14 protein-coding genes and 2 pseudogenes are annotated in these 13,880 nt (G+C 43.0%); 10 read left to right on the top strand and 6 right to left on the bottom strand.

The window, feature by feature from the left end; translation table 11 throughout:
* The first annotated feature begins 236 nt into the window (after positions 1–236).
* From V2H45_RS07865 to V2H45_RS07850, 4 genes are all read left to right on the top strand, one after another.
* Entirely contained in the window at positions 237–461 is a 225-nt protein-coding gene (locus V2H45_RS07865) for a hypothetical protein (protein WP_330483077.1), read from the top strand.
* A 311-nt stretch (positions 462–772) separates the two neighbouring features.
* Positions 773–1,165 carry a hypothetical protein gene (locus V2H45_RS07860; protein ID WP_330483076.1) on the top strand — a complete coding sequence of 131 codons (393 nt, stop codon included), beginning with the start codon at positions 773–775 and terminating at the stop codon, positions 1,163–1,165.
* Positions 1,166–1,248: 83 nt separating this feature from the next.
* The gene (locus V2H45_RS07855; protein WP_330483075.1) at positions 1,249–1,644 is read left to right on the top strand and encodes a pentapeptide repeat-containing protein; all 396 of its coding nucleotides are present in this window, start codon (positions 1,249–1,251) and stop codon (positions 1,642–1,644) included.
* 619 nt (positions 1,645–2,263) lie between these two features.
* Positions 2,264–2,683: an STAS domain-containing protein gene (locus V2H45_RS07850; RefSeq protein WP_330483074.1), complete on the top strand. Its 420-nt coding sequence runs from the start codon at positions 2,264–2,266 to the stop codon at positions 2,681–2,683.
* A gap of 311 nt (positions 2,684–2,994) precedes the next feature.
* Here V2H45_RS07850 and V2H45_RS07845 read toward each other — a convergent pair whose 3' ends face one another.
* Positions 2,995–3,822, bottom strand: a complete 828-nt coding sequence (locus tag V2H45_RS07845; protein WP_330483073.1) for a hypothetical protein — start codon at positions 3,820–3,822, stop codon at positions 2,995–2,997.
* 162 nt (positions 3,823–3,984) lie between these two features.
* Complete coding sequence (locus V2H45_RS07840) at positions 3,985–4,473, bottom strand: WbuC family cupin fold metalloprotein (RefSeq protein ID WP_330483072.1); 489 nt, start codon at positions 4,471–4,473, stop codon at positions 3,985–3,987.
* 487 nt (positions 4,474–4,960) lie between these two features.
* Between V2H45_RS07840 and V2H45_RS07835 the strand changes: the two genes are divergently transcribed.
* Both V2H45_RS07835 and V2H45_RS07830 read left to right on the top strand, forming a co-directional pair.
* Positions 4,961–6,193, top strand: a complete 1,233-nt coding sequence (locus V2H45_RS07835; RefSeq protein WP_330483071.1) for a glycoside hydrolase family 10 protein — start codon at positions 4,961–4,963, stop codon at positions 6,191–6,193.
* A 13-nt stretch (positions 6,194–6,206) separates the two neighbouring features.
* Complete coding sequence (locus V2H45_RS07830; RefSeq protein ID WP_330483070.1) at positions 6,207–6,800, top strand: 2'-5' RNA ligase family protein; 594 nt, start codon at positions 6,207–6,209, stop codon at positions 6,798–6,800.
* A gap of 302 nt (positions 6,801–7,102) precedes the next feature.
* Here the strand turns inward: V2H45_RS07830 and V2H45_RS07825 are convergent, their stop codons facing one another.
* Positions 7,103–7,348, bottom strand: a complete 246-nt coding sequence (locus V2H45_RS07825) for a hypothetical protein (RefSeq protein ID WP_330483069.1) — start codon at positions 7,346–7,348, stop codon at positions 7,103–7,105.
* Positions 7,349–7,360: 12 nt separating this feature from the next.
* Positions 7,361–7,671 (bottom strand): annotated as a pseudogene (locus V2H45_RS07820) (ISAzo13-like element transposase-related protein).
* Between the two features lie 57 nt (positions 7,672–7,728).
* Between V2H45_RS07820 and V2H45_RS07815 the strand changes: the two are divergent.
* A pseudogene (locus V2H45_RS07815) lies at positions 7,729–7,968 on the top strand (DUF433 domain-containing protein); the annotation flags it as partial.
* Between the two features lie 159 nt (positions 7,969–8,127).
* Here V2H45_RS07815 and V2H45_RS07810 read toward each other — a convergent pair.
* Both V2H45_RS07810 and V2H45_RS07805 read right to left on the bottom strand, forming a co-directional pair.
* Positions 8,128–8,382 carry a hypothetical protein gene (locus tag V2H45_RS07810; protein WP_330483067.1) on the bottom strand — a complete coding sequence of 85 codons (255 nt, stop codon included), beginning with the start codon at positions 8,380–8,382 and terminating at the stop codon, positions 8,128–8,130.
* Between the two features lie 156 nt (positions 8,383–8,538).
* On the bottom strand, positions 8,539–9,465 hold the full coding sequence (locus V2H45_RS07805) for an AraC family transcriptional regulator (RefSeq protein ID WP_330483066.1): 927 nt from the start codon (positions 9,463–9,465) through the stop codon (positions 8,539–8,541).
* Between the two features lie 161 nt (positions 9,466–9,626).
* Between V2H45_RS07805 and V2H45_RS07800 the strand changes: the two genes are divergently transcribed.
* The 3 genes from V2H45_RS07800 to V2H45_RS07790 all read left to right on the top strand — a co-directional run bounded on the left by V2H45_RS07800 (position 9,627) and on the right by V2H45_RS07790 (position 13,795).
* Positions 9,627–10,703 carry an alpha/beta hydrolase gene (locus V2H45_RS07800; protein ID WP_330483065.1) on the top strand — a complete coding sequence of 359 codons (1,077 nt, stop codon included), beginning with the start codon at positions 9,627–9,629 and terminating at the stop codon, positions 10,701–10,703.
* Positions 10,704–10,861: 158 nt separating this feature from the next.
* Positions 10,862–12,196: an NACHT domain-containing protein gene (locus V2H45_RS07795; protein WP_330483064.1), complete on the top strand. Its 1,335-nt coding sequence runs from the start codon at positions 10,862–10,864 to the stop codon at positions 12,194–12,196.
* 417 nt (positions 12,197–12,613) lie between these two features.
* Positions 12,614–13,795, top strand: a complete 1,182-nt coding sequence (locus V2H45_RS07790) for an RtcB family protein (RefSeq protein ID WP_330483063.1) — start codon at positions 12,614–12,616, stop codon at positions 13,793–13,795.
* Positions 13,796–13,880: the final 85 nt, after the last annotated feature.

The raw sequence follows: 13,880 nt of genomic DNA, 5'->3' as shown, positions 1-13,880 counted from the left end.
AAGGAAAGGCTCTGGCAGTTTAACGGTAGACATTTTTACGCCGTAGTCTACTAGGTACAATTGGTTTCAATGCAACGCTCCCAGCGATCGCCTCAACATTATTACCAGAATTATTACCAGAGAGCCGACCATCTCAGGCAGTCACCAGCGATAAGATCAAACAAGGCGGCGACAAAATCAGAGAACTCAATCTCACAGATGCGCAAAAACAGCAGGTGCGGACGATTAGAAAAGATATGCACCAAAAGATTGACGCTGTTCTTACCAGCGAACAACGAGCAAAAGTTCTGCAAGCAAGGCAGTCAGGGCAAAACCTTAAAGATATGATGAAATCAATTCAGCTTACGGCTTTACAAAAACAAAAAATTCGTGCCATTCAGCAAAATTCCTATCAACAGATTAATGCGATTCTTACGGCTGAGCAACGAGCGAAATTAGGACAAATGCGACCACAACGCTAGTCAACTCTGGGAAGGTAACATCTTTTCCGAAATTGTTCTCAAATTTCAAGGGAATTGCGCCCTCAGAATCGGGGATTAGGGAGTTTATTGGAATTCTATTGAGAATAGTTTCAGGTTTAAAGGGGATTACCCCCTTTTTTTGCGCCTTTGGGCTTTTTGCTGTGCCTTTGGGCATAGATGTTCTCGAAAATTCAATGCTTGCGCTTAAATCTAAAGACAAGATAAAGCCTATACTGATAGGATGAAACTCTCAGTCACTTTTAAGCTAATTGACTGATTAACGAAAACTTACTTCCACAATAAAATTCACAATGCCATCTGCTGTCAGTTACTATTTTCCTTCCGATCCTCCTTACCTATTATTCATCGTTTCTCTAATTGCGGGGTTAGCCTGCGGTAGAGCATTTGAAGCCACATTGAGGGAACTAGTACAAGAATGGGCAGAACGTAAAACCTCGCGTACCCTCCTCCAGCTAAAGGGAATCAGTATACAAATCCCCTACTTAGGTATCACCCTATGTGTGGGTGTGTTTCTATCCTCTGGGCTAGAGGTTTTTGGGTTTCCTTCTGGGTTAGCTTATTCTGTCGCAATTCCCTTAACCTTGGGCAGTGCTTATTTTGTTTGGAGACAATTGGGAACTATGTTAGTAGAGTTAGAACGAGGTGGTTCGATGGCTATGGATCTTGATGTTTTTGAAAAGTAAAGAATAGATCATTCATCAACTGAGTGATTTCTAGTAAGTCAATAAATTGTAAAGCGAGCGTCTAAGCTTTTTAGGGCAAACCAATGGATGCCAGTGAACTCTTACAACTGTATAAAGCAGGCAGAGTTGAATTCTCTGATGTCGATCTGTCGGGGGCAGATTTGAGTGCAAGAGACTTGCATAAGGTTAATTTTAGTAGAGCTAGACTCTGCAAGACTAATCTCAAGTCTGCTAAACTCTGTCGCGCAAATTTAAGTGGAGCCGATCTGAGTTCTGCCGATCTTAAGGGCGCAGATCTGCATAAAGCAAATCTCCGCAGAGCAAATCTTAAGGGAGCAGATTTAAGAAATGCTGATTTGAGAGACGCAGATCTTAGAGGAGCCGATTTAAGTCGGGCTTATCTACAAGATGCGGTGTTTCAAGGCGCAAAGATGCAAAATGCGATTATGCAAAATGTAATTTGGGATCGAAGGTTTTAGCCTTGAATTACCCTCGTTAAAAACAGAGGCTGTAGAGGTTACAAAAGTTATATTTACCGATTTGGTAGTTGATTATACAGGAATCGCAGTTACGATCGCGGCATGGAAGGATGCCATGAAACCCTTGTAAATCAACGGTTTTAGCTTAGACTTCCAGCGGATTTAATCTAAAAGTTAGCTTTTAGAACCATTCGCGATCGCTAACTACTCGGTTATGTAGAGAGTGCTTTGCCAGTTAAAAAATAACTTTTGCGTCGGATCTCACCCCTTACGCAGATATTTTTGTGAAAATTTTGGGATTGTTTTAGCTGTCCCTCATAAAAAATATATCTATCAATTGGTCGAAATTAGTTTCACAAAAGTTGAAACCCTTATTCTTTCTTGGTTTCAGTGCGGGATTCCCCTATGGGTTAAACCTAGGTTATCTAGATTTGCTAGGAACTAACTTTTGTATAACTTTTCATACAACCTTTCACTAACTTTTTATACCTATTGGAGATTGTGCATTTTTTTTTTACGTGAATAATAGGTGAATGGAATCTAGATAACTTAAAACTAATTTTAAAGTTCTATCTTTTCTAGATTCCTTTCTCAATTATTTAGTTCAATGCGAGGCAATATGAAAATCCAATCCAGACCTGATAGCGCCACCTTTCGTCGAGTATTCAGCAATAGCCAAGCTTATGCTATGAGACTCACCTGCAATCGGTTCGATCGCGCAGAAGGCATTGAACTGCTTCAGAAGATTGAATCATGGGTTTCGATTAATGCCATGGTTAATTCTCAACAGATGCCTTTACTCACCCTAGATATGCAAGAAGTTGATTTTCTTGATAGCAATGGTCTGGCAGCACTTTTAGAAGCACGCAGAATTTTGAGATCCCATGGTAGCAACTTGTCACTCTGCTCTCTCCAAGTCTCTGTAAAACTAATCCTAGAGATTTCCAAGAGCGATCGCGCCTTTGCTATCTTTGATAGTTTCGACGGTTTTGTTGCCTATGTTGAGGCAAATCAAGAAGTAGAAGTAATGGCTGCATAATTCTAGAAACGTTAAGCATTCGGTTGATGGATAGCGTTAAACGCTCAAAGAGCTGAAAGCTGATTAATCTGGAAATGTAACAGACAAAACTTTTAAACTATGGCTTGCCTCGAAGCTCGTTTTCTTGAGATTCTCCTGTTTTCTGGGTTCGGTTTTCAACGCGATCGCGATTTTATCTGATAGGTCAAGTTTTTCAGCGCGGCGGAGCTTATCCTAAAAGAGTCATCTTTTCTTCGCTCTAAGGGATGAGAATTAAGCTCGTCAGCACGCTCGATGTACGCTCGCTAGGATCTAAATTTACCTGAGTCTGTTTATCTTCTCTGAATCTCAGGATGTTTTAGATCGTTTCTCAAGTCTTTTTTTCTTTCTAGAACTGGTTTTGCATTAGGGAAAAGTTGTTGAAACTTAGCCTTCATCTTTTCTCGTCCAGGCAGTTCGCGCTTGTGATCTTTTACCAAAGGACTGTTCAATAAGGTCTCGTACTCTGTCTGCGAGATTTTTTGAAGTTCTGCTCGTTTTTGTTGCCTTAATACGCGAAATCGTTCCCCACCTCTAACCACTTGGATCTGAGCTTGGGGTTCGTCTTTACGCGTAACTTCAACTTCACCCTCTAAAACCTGAATTTGATCGTTTCCCTGTTCATCAGCCTCTAGGATGTAGGTGGTGCCATGTACTGCCGCAACCATTGAGGAGGTACAGGTAGGAACTGCGCCATCGATCAAGACACTGCCACGTTGAAGTTGAGCACCGCACTGTCCGATGGTTAAAAGAGAATTTTTGCTGAGGCGCGCGATCGCGTCATTGTTAAACAACAACTCAGCACGGGACTCACCTGTGCGAACTTGTTCTTGCGATTTGGCGATATCATCAATGGCTGCTTGGCGATCGCGGATAAATACCTGTTGCCCATCTAAAATTTCAGTGACCTTTGCCGATTGAATATTTCCATTAGGTGTATTTGTAGACATTCCTGCTGAGCTGCTGGATGTTGATGGAGTCGTTGATGGAGTTGTTGATGAATGTGAAGCGATCGTTGCTATTGGGGATGAAGTGTTACCTTGAGAAGAATTTGGTGAAGGTACATCGCTATTGCAGCTAGCTGTGAGCAAGATACAACTGAGTAGAAGTATTTTTTTCATAGGATCGACTCAAGCTTAATAAAGTGGTTCGGAGACGAAATATCGGGTAAAATGTTCCCGATCTTCCCATTTAGCAATTTCTTGATAGACGTTATTTAGAGTCTGCTGAAACAGCGATTCCCTTCAGGATTCGTATCGCCGCTTATAGGGCAGGAGGTCGTTTCAACCAGCATGGCTAAAGTACCCCGTCCAAAGATGCACCAGTTCTGCCGCCTCTATAGTTCCTTCAAAAGGGAAGTTGGGGAGGAAATCCTTGTCTGAGGTCGGTTCATAGGGACCTTCCTTAATTTCTAAAATCGCCGTATTTGGTTGAAGAGCCACCAGAGTATGATAGACCCCCTCTGCCAGTTCTAAGCCCCAAGGATCGCCTCCTATGCGGCAGTGACTCTGCACATGGCCAGTCTCATCCAAAATTATCAATCCGATCTCCCCCTGAAGCACAGCGAATAATTCAAAACCGTTTTTCCCTTCTCCGCGAAGGTGGCGATGGGGGCGCACGTAGGTTCCAGGCTGAAGCACATTGACAAAGCGTTGCACGTGGTCGGAAAGTTTGTGCAGGTTATGATTTTGCCGCAGTCGCGGACTTAAACTAGCCTGTTCGCCTGTTTGGGTTAGTAAGGCAAGGGTTAAGGGTTTAACAAGATTGTCCATAGACCAAGAAATAAATTTAATTAACCTGAGTTCGGGTTAAGAATTTCGGAACAAAGCAAGCCAACTTGCTGGAACCGAGAGGTTTAATCGCCCTGCCCTATCGGGCATCCCCCTTTTTTAAGGGGGACAAGTGAGTTCTCCCCCCTTTTTTCAAGGGGGGCTGGGGGGGATCCTTGGGATGTATAGCGTTTCAGGTTTTCTTATCCCGAACTGACGTTAATTATCCTTGTTTATGGTGGTTGCGATCGCATCTATAGCTATCTTTAATCGTAATTGTGGTTTTTGGGTTCGTGCAGGCAAGATGCCTGCGCTACAAATTAATTGAAACTCATTTACGATCGCATCTATATCGTGATTTTCGCTTTTTGTTACGGTCGCACAAATCTTGCATGACGACACCCTTCGAGGTAAAGTGCTAACTCAGATCTTTATGGAAAAAGGAGAACTCTGAAATTCGTAAATTCAGGGTTTGCTCGGCTTAATCGTCATGAAAAAACTTCACATAAAAACTTGGCAGAGACCTTTACGATCGCTTGTTTCGCTCTGGTTGGGCTTGGCGATCGCGCTTATGACAAACCTTCCCTTTTTTAATTCCTTCTTTTGGGCGGCGGCACAACCTCCAGACCCTGATTCCAAATCTGCATCGGAACTGAGAGGGGTATGGCTGACCAATGTAGATAGTGATGTTCTCTTTTCGCGGGATAAACTCAGTCAGGCAGTTCAACGCCTAAAGCGCCTCAATTTTAATACGATTTATCCTACGGTTTGGCATGAGGGATATACCCTCTATCCTAGCGTAGTCGCTGAGAATACCTTTGGCAAAGCAGTCTCTCCGATTCCAGAATGGCAGGGGCGAGATATGTTAGCGGAAGCGATCGAACTGGGTCACGAGCAGAAACTAGCCGTAATTCCTTGGTTTGAGTTTGGGCTAATGTCCGAAGAGAGAGCCGAACTCACAAGACTGCATCCCGAATGGTTGACTAGTCGCAAGGATGGCTCCAAGGTGTTTGTTTATGGCGAACGAGGGCAACATCGTTTTGTTTGGCTCAATCCTTTACGACCTGAAGTGCAAAAACTGCTTGTCGATCTAATTATGGAAGTCGTCACCAAATATAATGTGGATGGCATTCAAATTGACGATCATTTTGGGATGCCTGCTGAGCTTGGCTACGATGACTACACGATCGCACTCTATCAAAAAGAACACAACGGCAAACGCCCACCCGAAGATATCAACGATCCAGAATGGACGCGCTGGCGATCGCATTTTGTGACAGATCTGATGGTGAAGATATTCGCCTCGATCAAAACCACCAAACCTAATTGCTTAATTTCTCTCTCTCCTAATCCTAGAGCTTTCTCTTACCAGCACTACCTCCAAGATTGGTATCGCTGGGTCGATCTGGGATTTATCAACGAACTGATCGTACAGGTCTATCGTTCCGAGATGGCTGAATTTGTGAATGAGTTAGAAAGTCCTGAGTTACGAGAGATTCGTAAAAAGATTCCTGTCGGAATTGGGGTTTTAGCGGGTTTACGCGTTCAAAATGTGGCGATGGAGTTGATTGAAAGTCAGGTTAAGGCAACCCGCGATCGCAATTTTCAAGGCTTTTCTTTCTTCTTTTATGAAACCCTGGGCGATCGCGATCTAGCTTTTGCCAATTTACTCGCTGCACCCGCTATTCGCCCTAGCAAACCAGTTTCGATCCGTAAAACCTAGCTGAGAATTTCTTATGTCTGATGTTCCTAAAGCTGAAGCATCAAAACAGCGATTCTTTATTGCACTACTTCTGCCTGAGCCTATTGAAGCCGAGATCGATCGGATTAGGCAGGATTTCCGCGATCGCTACCAAAGCCGAGGGGCTCTTAATTCGCCACCTCATATCACCGTACAACCTCCCTTTGAACTTCCGCTAGATGGTGCGACTGAAGATGTCTCGACCTTAACGAAATATCTAGAGGAATTCGCTTCTAGTCACCATTCCATTCCCATCACGATATCTGGATTTTCTGCCTTTGCGCCCAGTGTGATTTATGTGGCGGTCAAGTCTCCAGAGCTCCTGACGATGCGAGCCAATCTCGCCATACATCTTGAAAAAACGATGAATCTGGTCGATCCACAGGCAAAAACTCGTGCTTTTGTTCCACATGTAACCGTGGCATCCCGCGATCTGGGCGAACAAAATTTCAAGCTGGCTTGGGCAGAGTTTGAGCATCAATCGATTCACTATGATTTCACGAGCGATCGCATTACACTCCTCAGTTATGAGGAACAACAATCGATCGCTCATTCGCACTTCCCATTTATGACAGCCACCATCCAGTGATAACTCTTTAAGATATTCTCCCCCCTCTTTTCAGCTACGGTGTACACACAAGTAAAAAAGCTGTGCACACAAGTCGTGAAACCCATGCAATACAAGGTTTTTATGGATATTTACTCATTCTCAATAGCGCAAGGCTTATTGAGAATAGTGAACGAGAAATCAAGGTTTCAAGAGCCTAAAATTTCTCAGTTCAGCTTTAAATCCAATCTGGGTGGACTTGTGTGTACACGGTAGCTTTTTTCAGGGGGGCTGAGGGGGATCGAACCCTAAAACGAAGCACCAAGAACTTCTCAAACACGCTCCTACTGTTTGCCTGATGATGGACGGTCTAGGATGACGCGCACTAGAACGGCGAAAGCGAGAATTGCCCCAACAGTTGGACTGTTGACGATCGCGGGAATCGTATTAGATGCATCAACAGGAGTTGATGAAGGCGTAGACTCGATCGCGACCGACTTTTGTGAAGTTTTTATAAAATTAACCTCTAATCGATTTAACAATTTCAAGAATGCCAGTTTAAGTTTGGAGGTCACTCCATCTGGGAACATGGATTAAATAACCTATAATTCTGGCTTAGCGGTATAATTCCATTGTGGCAAAAAATCATCGAAGACAATTTTCATATTGGATTTGAAGTCTTCAGCAACCTTTCGACCTGTTTCATAGGTTTTGTCAATGACAGTCGTAAAGACCCTGAGCCCTTTACGAGTGGTTGCAGTTGCCATCAGTTCTTGCACAGTTTGGCACTATCAAAAATCACCCCCTGACAAACCCGAGAGATATGGGGAAATAAACGATGCTCAATGGGATTGTACTTTGAGGTGTAAGGGGGATAGTGAGCAATACGAATCTCGATTCCCAAATATGACACTGGCTGAATTAATGATTCATTCTATCTCCCTTTAACCCAAAATTCATCTGAAAAGTAATGAAACTAGATCGTATTACCAGAAATCCTAATCGTATTAACGGACAGCCTTGTATTCGCAACCTGAGGCTGACAGTTCGTCGAGTCCTTGAGCTACTAGCAACTTACCCCGATCGCAGCGAACTCTATCAAGAGTTTCCTGAATTAGAAGAGGAAGACATTCGACAAGCTCTTATTTATGCTTCTACCTACCTTGACGATCGCATCATCGATCTATCTCAAAGCTATGAAACTGTTGCCTGCGATCGCCGATCTTCTGTAGTTAGACATTTCAGTCTATTGTTTTACGGTGTTTTCAAAATCCTACAAGTGTTCGGTGCATTGCGTTGGTACTATCTGAAAAATAATTGCGATCGCTAAATCATCCACAAACCCGAAGACAACTCGATCGAACACCCGCTATTCGAGAAGCCAAGGAGGGAGTGGATACTCATACTGCCAATCCACACCAATAACATCCTCATCTTCATCTTCGATCAAGTCTTTGGCTTTAGCGAAAGCTTCATAAGCGCTGGTCGCATCTACTATAACTATTGGATTTTGGCTGGGTTTTCCTTCAGAAACAGCAACATGCCAAAATGACTGCCATTGCTCTCGATATCCTTCTATCGTTAAGAAGTATCGTTTGCCAGTTCGGCTGTTATCTATTGTCATACGATGACGCATTAGCTAGTTTTCCATATATCCTACTTTAAGCAATCGCATCAACAATCTATCTCTACAAGGCGATCGCTATTATTATCAGCCGTGATTTCTAGGTGAGTGAGCAACTTTGGATGAGTCTTTTGTGCCAATAGACCTGCCCAATTCTCATTGTCCTAAACTGCCACGCAGCTTAGCGATGTCACGAAGTGGGGGAGTCCCGAATAATTTTTTATAATCTCGACTGAAATACGATGAATCTTCGTATCCGACGCGGAAACTGGCACTGGCAACATCCATATTTTCACCAAGCATAAGACGACGCGCTTCTTGAAGCCTTATTTGCTTTTGGAACTGTAAGGGACTCATTGCCGTGACCGATTTAAAATGATTGTGAAAGCCTGACACGCTCATACCCAATTCGCGGGCTATATCATCAATTTTTAACGGCTGATCAATGTTCTCTCGAAGTTGCTTAACTACTCTCGAAATACGTTGGGTGTCGCCTTCGGCAATAACTAGATGGCTCAATCGCTCACCTTGTCTACCCTTTAAGAGTCGGTAAATGATTTCGCGGATAATAGACGGTGCAAATAATTTCATCTCGTCTGGCTTGTCCAAAAGTTTAACCAATTTGACGACCGCATCAAGCAAATCAGCATCTACTGGACTGACATCCATTGCTTTGACTTTTGCGTTGCTTTTTTTTGCTTCTATATTCGATTCAATCATCACGGAAGCGACAAGTACGGGATCGAGGTCTATCCTCAAATTTAAATATGGCTTTTCCTCAGATGCTTCGACTACATTACTCCTAATCGGTAGATCCAGAGTCGAGATTAAATAATGACCAGAATCATAGTGGAATAGTTCATCATTCAGAAGAACATTCTTGCTGCCTTGGGCAATCACGCAAAAAGCTGGTTTTAAAACAGATATGTCACTCTCGGTTGGTTTCGATGACTGATAGATGAAAACACCCGAAAATACTTCCAACAAGCTATTTTTAGAAGCGATCCGAGTCATTCTCTCAATCAGTTCTTCCTGATTGATTTGCATCTTTTTCTTTTCTAATTCCACTTCTTTTTGGTTCATACATTTATGTTAAAGACACTGCTTCTTTTTAGCACATGACACACTAGATTTTAGAGGATTGTCCTACTTTTTTTGTGAAATGTCCTCACGGTATTTGCTTTTGTCCCATTAGAATTAAATCAAATGATAAAACGATGTCCATAAAGCAAGGAGTGATAAACATGAAAAAGGTATTGATTTTAGGAGTAATGACAGTGGTTATGATGGGACAGCCTTTCGCACAAGCACAATCAAATGAACAATCAATAAAAAAACAAGAAATGGAACAAGTAAATCCAAAGGACTACACAACCTTTAAGGTTAGCGATACCATTACAATGTATAAGGTTACTTTTAAGAACCAATACAAAATGAATGTTGTGGGACATCTTTTTGTTCCTAAGAATCTGGACAAGAATCAAAAACATTCTGCCATCATTGTGGGGCATCCGATGGGGGCGGTGAAGGAGCAAAGCGCTAACATTTATGCGGCAAATATGGCTGCACGAGGATTTGTGACTTTATCTCTTGACCTGTCCTTCTGGGGCGAAAGTGGGGGTGAACCGCGCAATGTTGTCGCGCCCGATATTTATGCTGAGGACTTCAGCGCAGCAGTTGACTTTCTTGGCACACGCCCGTTTGTTGACCGCAACCGAATTGGCATAATTGGAGTTTGCGGCAGTGGCAGCTTTGTGATCAGTGCCGCAAAAATTGACCCTCGAATGAAAGCGATCGCAACTGTCAGTATGTATGACATGGGCGCAGCCAACCGTAATGCGCTTAATCTTTCCCAAACCCTTGAACAGAGGAAGAAAATTATAGCGGAGGCTGCGGAGCAGCGTTATGTGGAATTTACGGGCGGTGAAATCAAGTACACAAGTGGGACTGTGCATAAATTAGATGACAACACACATCCTATTCAGCGTGAGTTTTTTGATTTTTACCGCACTTCGAGAGGTGAGTATACGCCAAAGGGAAGTTCGCCTTTACTGACTACGCATCCGACTCTAAGCAGTAACACTAAGTTTATGAACTTCTATCCCTTTAATGACATAGAAACGATTTCCCCTCGTCCGATGCTTTTCATTACGGGTGATCAGGCTCACTCAAAAGAGTTTAGCGAAGATGCCTACAAACGTGCAGCCGAACCTAAAGAACTAGTCGTTGTTCCAAACTCTGGACACGTTGATCTATACGACAAAACCGATTTGATCCCTTTTGATAAGTTGGAAGCCTTTTTCAAAATGCATTTGAAGTAATGCGACCGTCAAGACCAAAAAGTCTTCGCACTTTAAAAAGAAATGAATGAGCAACATGAAATACCTAGTTGTAATTATGCTTTTAGTAGCATCTCAATCGCTTTGCGATCACCTGTCGGATTGCCGCAAGAGAATATCAATTTGAGCAATTTACAGAGGTGGAAATTGCTGATTTTGACGATCAGCAGATTAAGACGTTTGTAAATAATTGGTTTCGAGAGAAAGATGAATTAAAAGCAGAACGATTGCTAAAGAGGCTAAAGGATAATGAGCCTGTAAAAGAATTGGCGAAAAGCCCTTTGTTGTTGACACTACTATGCCTAGTGTTTGGGGAACGCAACGACTTCCCGCCGAAGCGCTCGGAACTGTATAAGGAAGGTTTGGAAGTGCTGATGAAAAAGTGGGATGCCAAGCGCAATATTGAACGGGAGCAAATCTACAAGCATCTTTCGCCACAAAATAAAGAGGATATGCTAGGGCAGATTGCTTTTAATACCTTTGTAAATGGTGAATATTTCTTTCGACAAGAAGATTTGCAACGCCAAATCAAGGACTATATTTGCAACTTGCCCGAAGCCTCTGCCGATCCTGAAGCGTTGCGCCTTGATAGTGAAGTGGTGTTGAAAGCGATTGAGCACCATCACGGTTTGTTGGTGGAGCGAGCTAGAAACATTTATTCTTTTTCCCATTTAACTTTTCAAGAATATTTTACTGCACGAGAAATCGAACGTGAGCGACAGCTCGAAACACTTATGCTGCATATCAAAGAACCACGATGGAAGGAGGTTTTTTTATTGGTTGCAGAAATGCTGAGGCGATCAGATGACTTCTTGCAATCGATGAAATATTACATTGATGGAATGTTAGTAGGGAATGAGAAGTTGCAAGAATTTTTGCTTTGGGCAAAGCAGAAGACTGATTTAGTCAAGACAAAGTATAAAGATGCTGCTGTAAGAGCTTATTACGCTTATGTTGGGTGTTATGCTCTCAATCTCGATTTAGCTCTCGACATTGACATTGGCATCGACAATGCCATCGATCTTGACCTTGACTCGACTCCTGATCTTGATATTGACATTGCCTATGACATCGCTCACAAAATCAACTTAGACAATGATCGTGATTTTACTCTTGACCTTGATCGTGCTCTTGCAATGGGTGACGACGTTTTGCGACAGGCGCTACAAGCATTCAAGGATAAGTTGAGTACGAATCGAGAAGAGTTTTACCAATGGTGGGAAAATAATGGAGAGCAATGGAAGCGCGAATTAAGTCAAGTACGTTTCAATCGCCGCAATATCGGTCACGATTGGCAATTTACTGATGATGATGAGCAAGTGAAACTGTTAGAAAAGTACTACGAAGCCAATCGTCTCCTTGTTCAATGCATGAACCGCAGCTACGTCAGTAAACAAGTCCGCGATGAGATCGAGGCAACGCTCTTGTTACCCGTGGACAAGGAAAAAGTAGAAAAGAAAGAGGGGAAATTATAAATGCACAGATCCCCGACTTTTTCTACGCTATCAAACAGACTCTACAAATTTACAAAAAAAGTCGGGGATCTCAATCGTGATGCTTGTCTAAGTTTTGAATGGAGAAATCAATCAAAGATGGTAAGGATCGTGAACTAAATTACCTGCAATTCTAATGGTGTAGAGTCATTATTTTAGAATGCCCATTATTTCTAAAGAACAGCACCTTAATAAATCCACGATCCTAAAGCCTTTGTTTACAGAGATTTTTTGAGAGGCGTTTAAAAATTGTGGTGCAAATGCTTAACTTTGCAAATTATTGGCGATCGCTATCAAATCAACCGAGCATGTCAAGTTACATAAGCCTTGTCAAATTTTGTAGTATGCTGTAGTATGAGCGCAATACATTAACTATAAGGAAACTAAAAGGACAAAGCAATGCCTTACGAACAGCTCGAATTATCTACCCCTAGTCCCGTGCTGTCTTGGGCAAATCATGAACTAGGGCATGAAGAAGTCAAGATGGCAAAGAATGTTGCCTCCTTACCCTTTGTTTTCAAGCACGTTGCCCTCATGCCAGACGTACATCTGGGAAAGGGTGCGTTGGTTGGTTCCGTGGTGGCGACCAAAGATGCCATTATTCCTGCGGCGGTGGGCGTTGACATTGGTTGCGGCATGGCTGCGATCGAGACTCCATTTAAGGCAGAGCAACTAGAAGGGAAGCTCAAAAAGATTCGCCTAGATCTAGAAGCTGCGATTCCCGTGGGCTTTAATGATAATAAGGAAATCGAAAAATCCGTACACAACTGGCAGGAATGGAACGAATTTAAACAGCTTCATCCTGGCGTGCAAGACCAGTTGGGTAAAGCCATGCGGCAACTCGGTTCTCTGGGTGGCGGCAATCACTTTATCGAAGTTTGTCTCGACACAGAGGGGAAAGTATGGCTGATGCTACACTCTGGCTCTCGTGGTATCGGCAATATCATGGCGCAGTGCCATATCAGCACAGCTAAGGATTTAGCGAAGATGACCAACACTTACTTGCCCGATCCAGATTTGGCATATTTTGTGGCGCAATCTCCTAAGTTCCATGCTTACTGGCACGATTTGCAATGGGCGCAAAACTACGCTCGCTTTAACCGTGATGTGATGATGGCTCGCTTTAAAAAAATAGTAGAGAAACACCTTGCTGGAGGTAAATTAACGAAGTCTCTGCTAGAAGTCAACTGTCATCATAACTATGCAGAGAAGGAAGTTCATTTTGGTGAAGATGTCTATGTCACACGTAAGGGTGCTGTACGTGCCCGCACCGAGGACTATGGCATTATCCCTGGATCGATGGGAGCAAAGTCTTTCATTGTCAAAGGAAAAGGAAACACTGAAAGCTACTGTTCTTGTTCCCATGGTGCGGGTCGGCTGATGTCTCGCAATAAAGCGAAGCTGCAATTTACCCTAGATGACCTGATCGAACAAACTCAGGGTGTGGAATGCCGTAAAGACGAAGGTGTGATTGATGAAATTCCATCTGCGTACAAGTCCATCGACCAAGTGATGCAAAATCAGGCGGATTTGGTGGAAGTTGTCGCAACGCTCAAGCAGGTTGTTTGCATTAAGGGCTGATTCTCATTCACCCCCTTTTCTTCCCCCTTTACAAGGGGGAAGAAAAGAAATCTTGTTCCCTCCCACTTTACAAGGGGAGGGTTAG

This window comes from Tumidithrix elongata BACA0141, assembly GCF_036349135.1.
In the GTDB taxonomy this organism is placed as follows: Bacteria; Cyanobacteriota; Cyanobacteriia; order Pseudanabaenales; family Pseudanabaenaceae; genus Tumidithrix; species Tumidithrix elongata.
The sequence above is the reverse complement of the archived record's forward strand: the minus strand, read 5'-3'. Positions and strand labels throughout refer to the sequence as shown.

Bases quoted from the DNA above. Each gene is read 5' to 3' on its own strand.
- V2H45_RS07865 (WP_330483077.1), top strand. From the start codon at position 237: ATGCACCAAAAGATTGACGCTGTTCTTACCAGCGAACAACGAGCAAAA.
- V2H45_RS07860 (WP_330483076.1), top strand. From the start codon at position 773: ATGCCATCTGCTGTCAGTTACTATTTTCCTTCCGATCCTCCTTACCTA.
- V2H45_RS07855 (WP_330483075.1), top strand. From the start codon at position 1,249: ATGGATGCCAGTGAACTCTTACAACTGTATAAAGCAGGCAGAGTTGAA.
- V2H45_RS07850 (WP_330483074.1), top strand. From the start codon at position 2,264: ATGAAAATCCAATCCAGACCTGATAGCGCCACCTTTCGTCGAGTATTC.
- V2H45_RS07845 (WP_330483073.1), bottom strand. From the start codon at position 3,822: ATGAAAAAAATACTTCTACTCAGTTGTATCTTGCTCACAGCTAGCTGC.
- V2H45_RS07840 (WP_330483072.1), bottom strand. From the start codon at position 4,473: ATGGACAATCTTGTTAAACCCTTAACCCTTGCCTTACTAACCCAAACA.
- V2H45_RS07835 (WP_330483071.1), top strand. From the start codon at position 4,961: ATGAAAAAACTTCACATAAAAACTTGGCAGAGACCTTTACGATCGCTT.
- V2H45_RS07830 (WP_330483070.1), top strand. From the start codon at position 6,207: ATGTCTGATGTTCCTAAAGCTGAAGCATCAAAACAGCGATTCTTTATT.
- V2H45_RS07825 (WP_330483069.1), bottom strand. From the start codon at position 7,348: ATGTTCCCAGATGGAGTGACCTCCAAACTTAAACTGGCATTCTTGAAA.
- V2H45_RS07810 (WP_330483067.1), bottom strand. From the start codon at position 8,382: ATGACAATAGATAACAGCCGAACTGGCAAACGATACTTCTTAACGATA.
- V2H45_RS07805 (WP_330483066.1), bottom strand. From the start codon at position 9,465: ATGAACCAAAAAGAAGTGGAATTAGAAAAGAAAAAGATGCAAATCAAT.
- V2H45_RS07800 (WP_330483065.1), top strand. From the start codon at position 9,627: ATGAAAAAGGTATTGATTTTAGGAGTAATGACAGTGGTTATGATGGGA.
- V2H45_RS07790 (WP_330483063.1), top strand. From the start codon at position 12,614: ATGCCTTACGAACAGCTCGAATTATCTACCCCTAGTCCCGTGCTGTCT.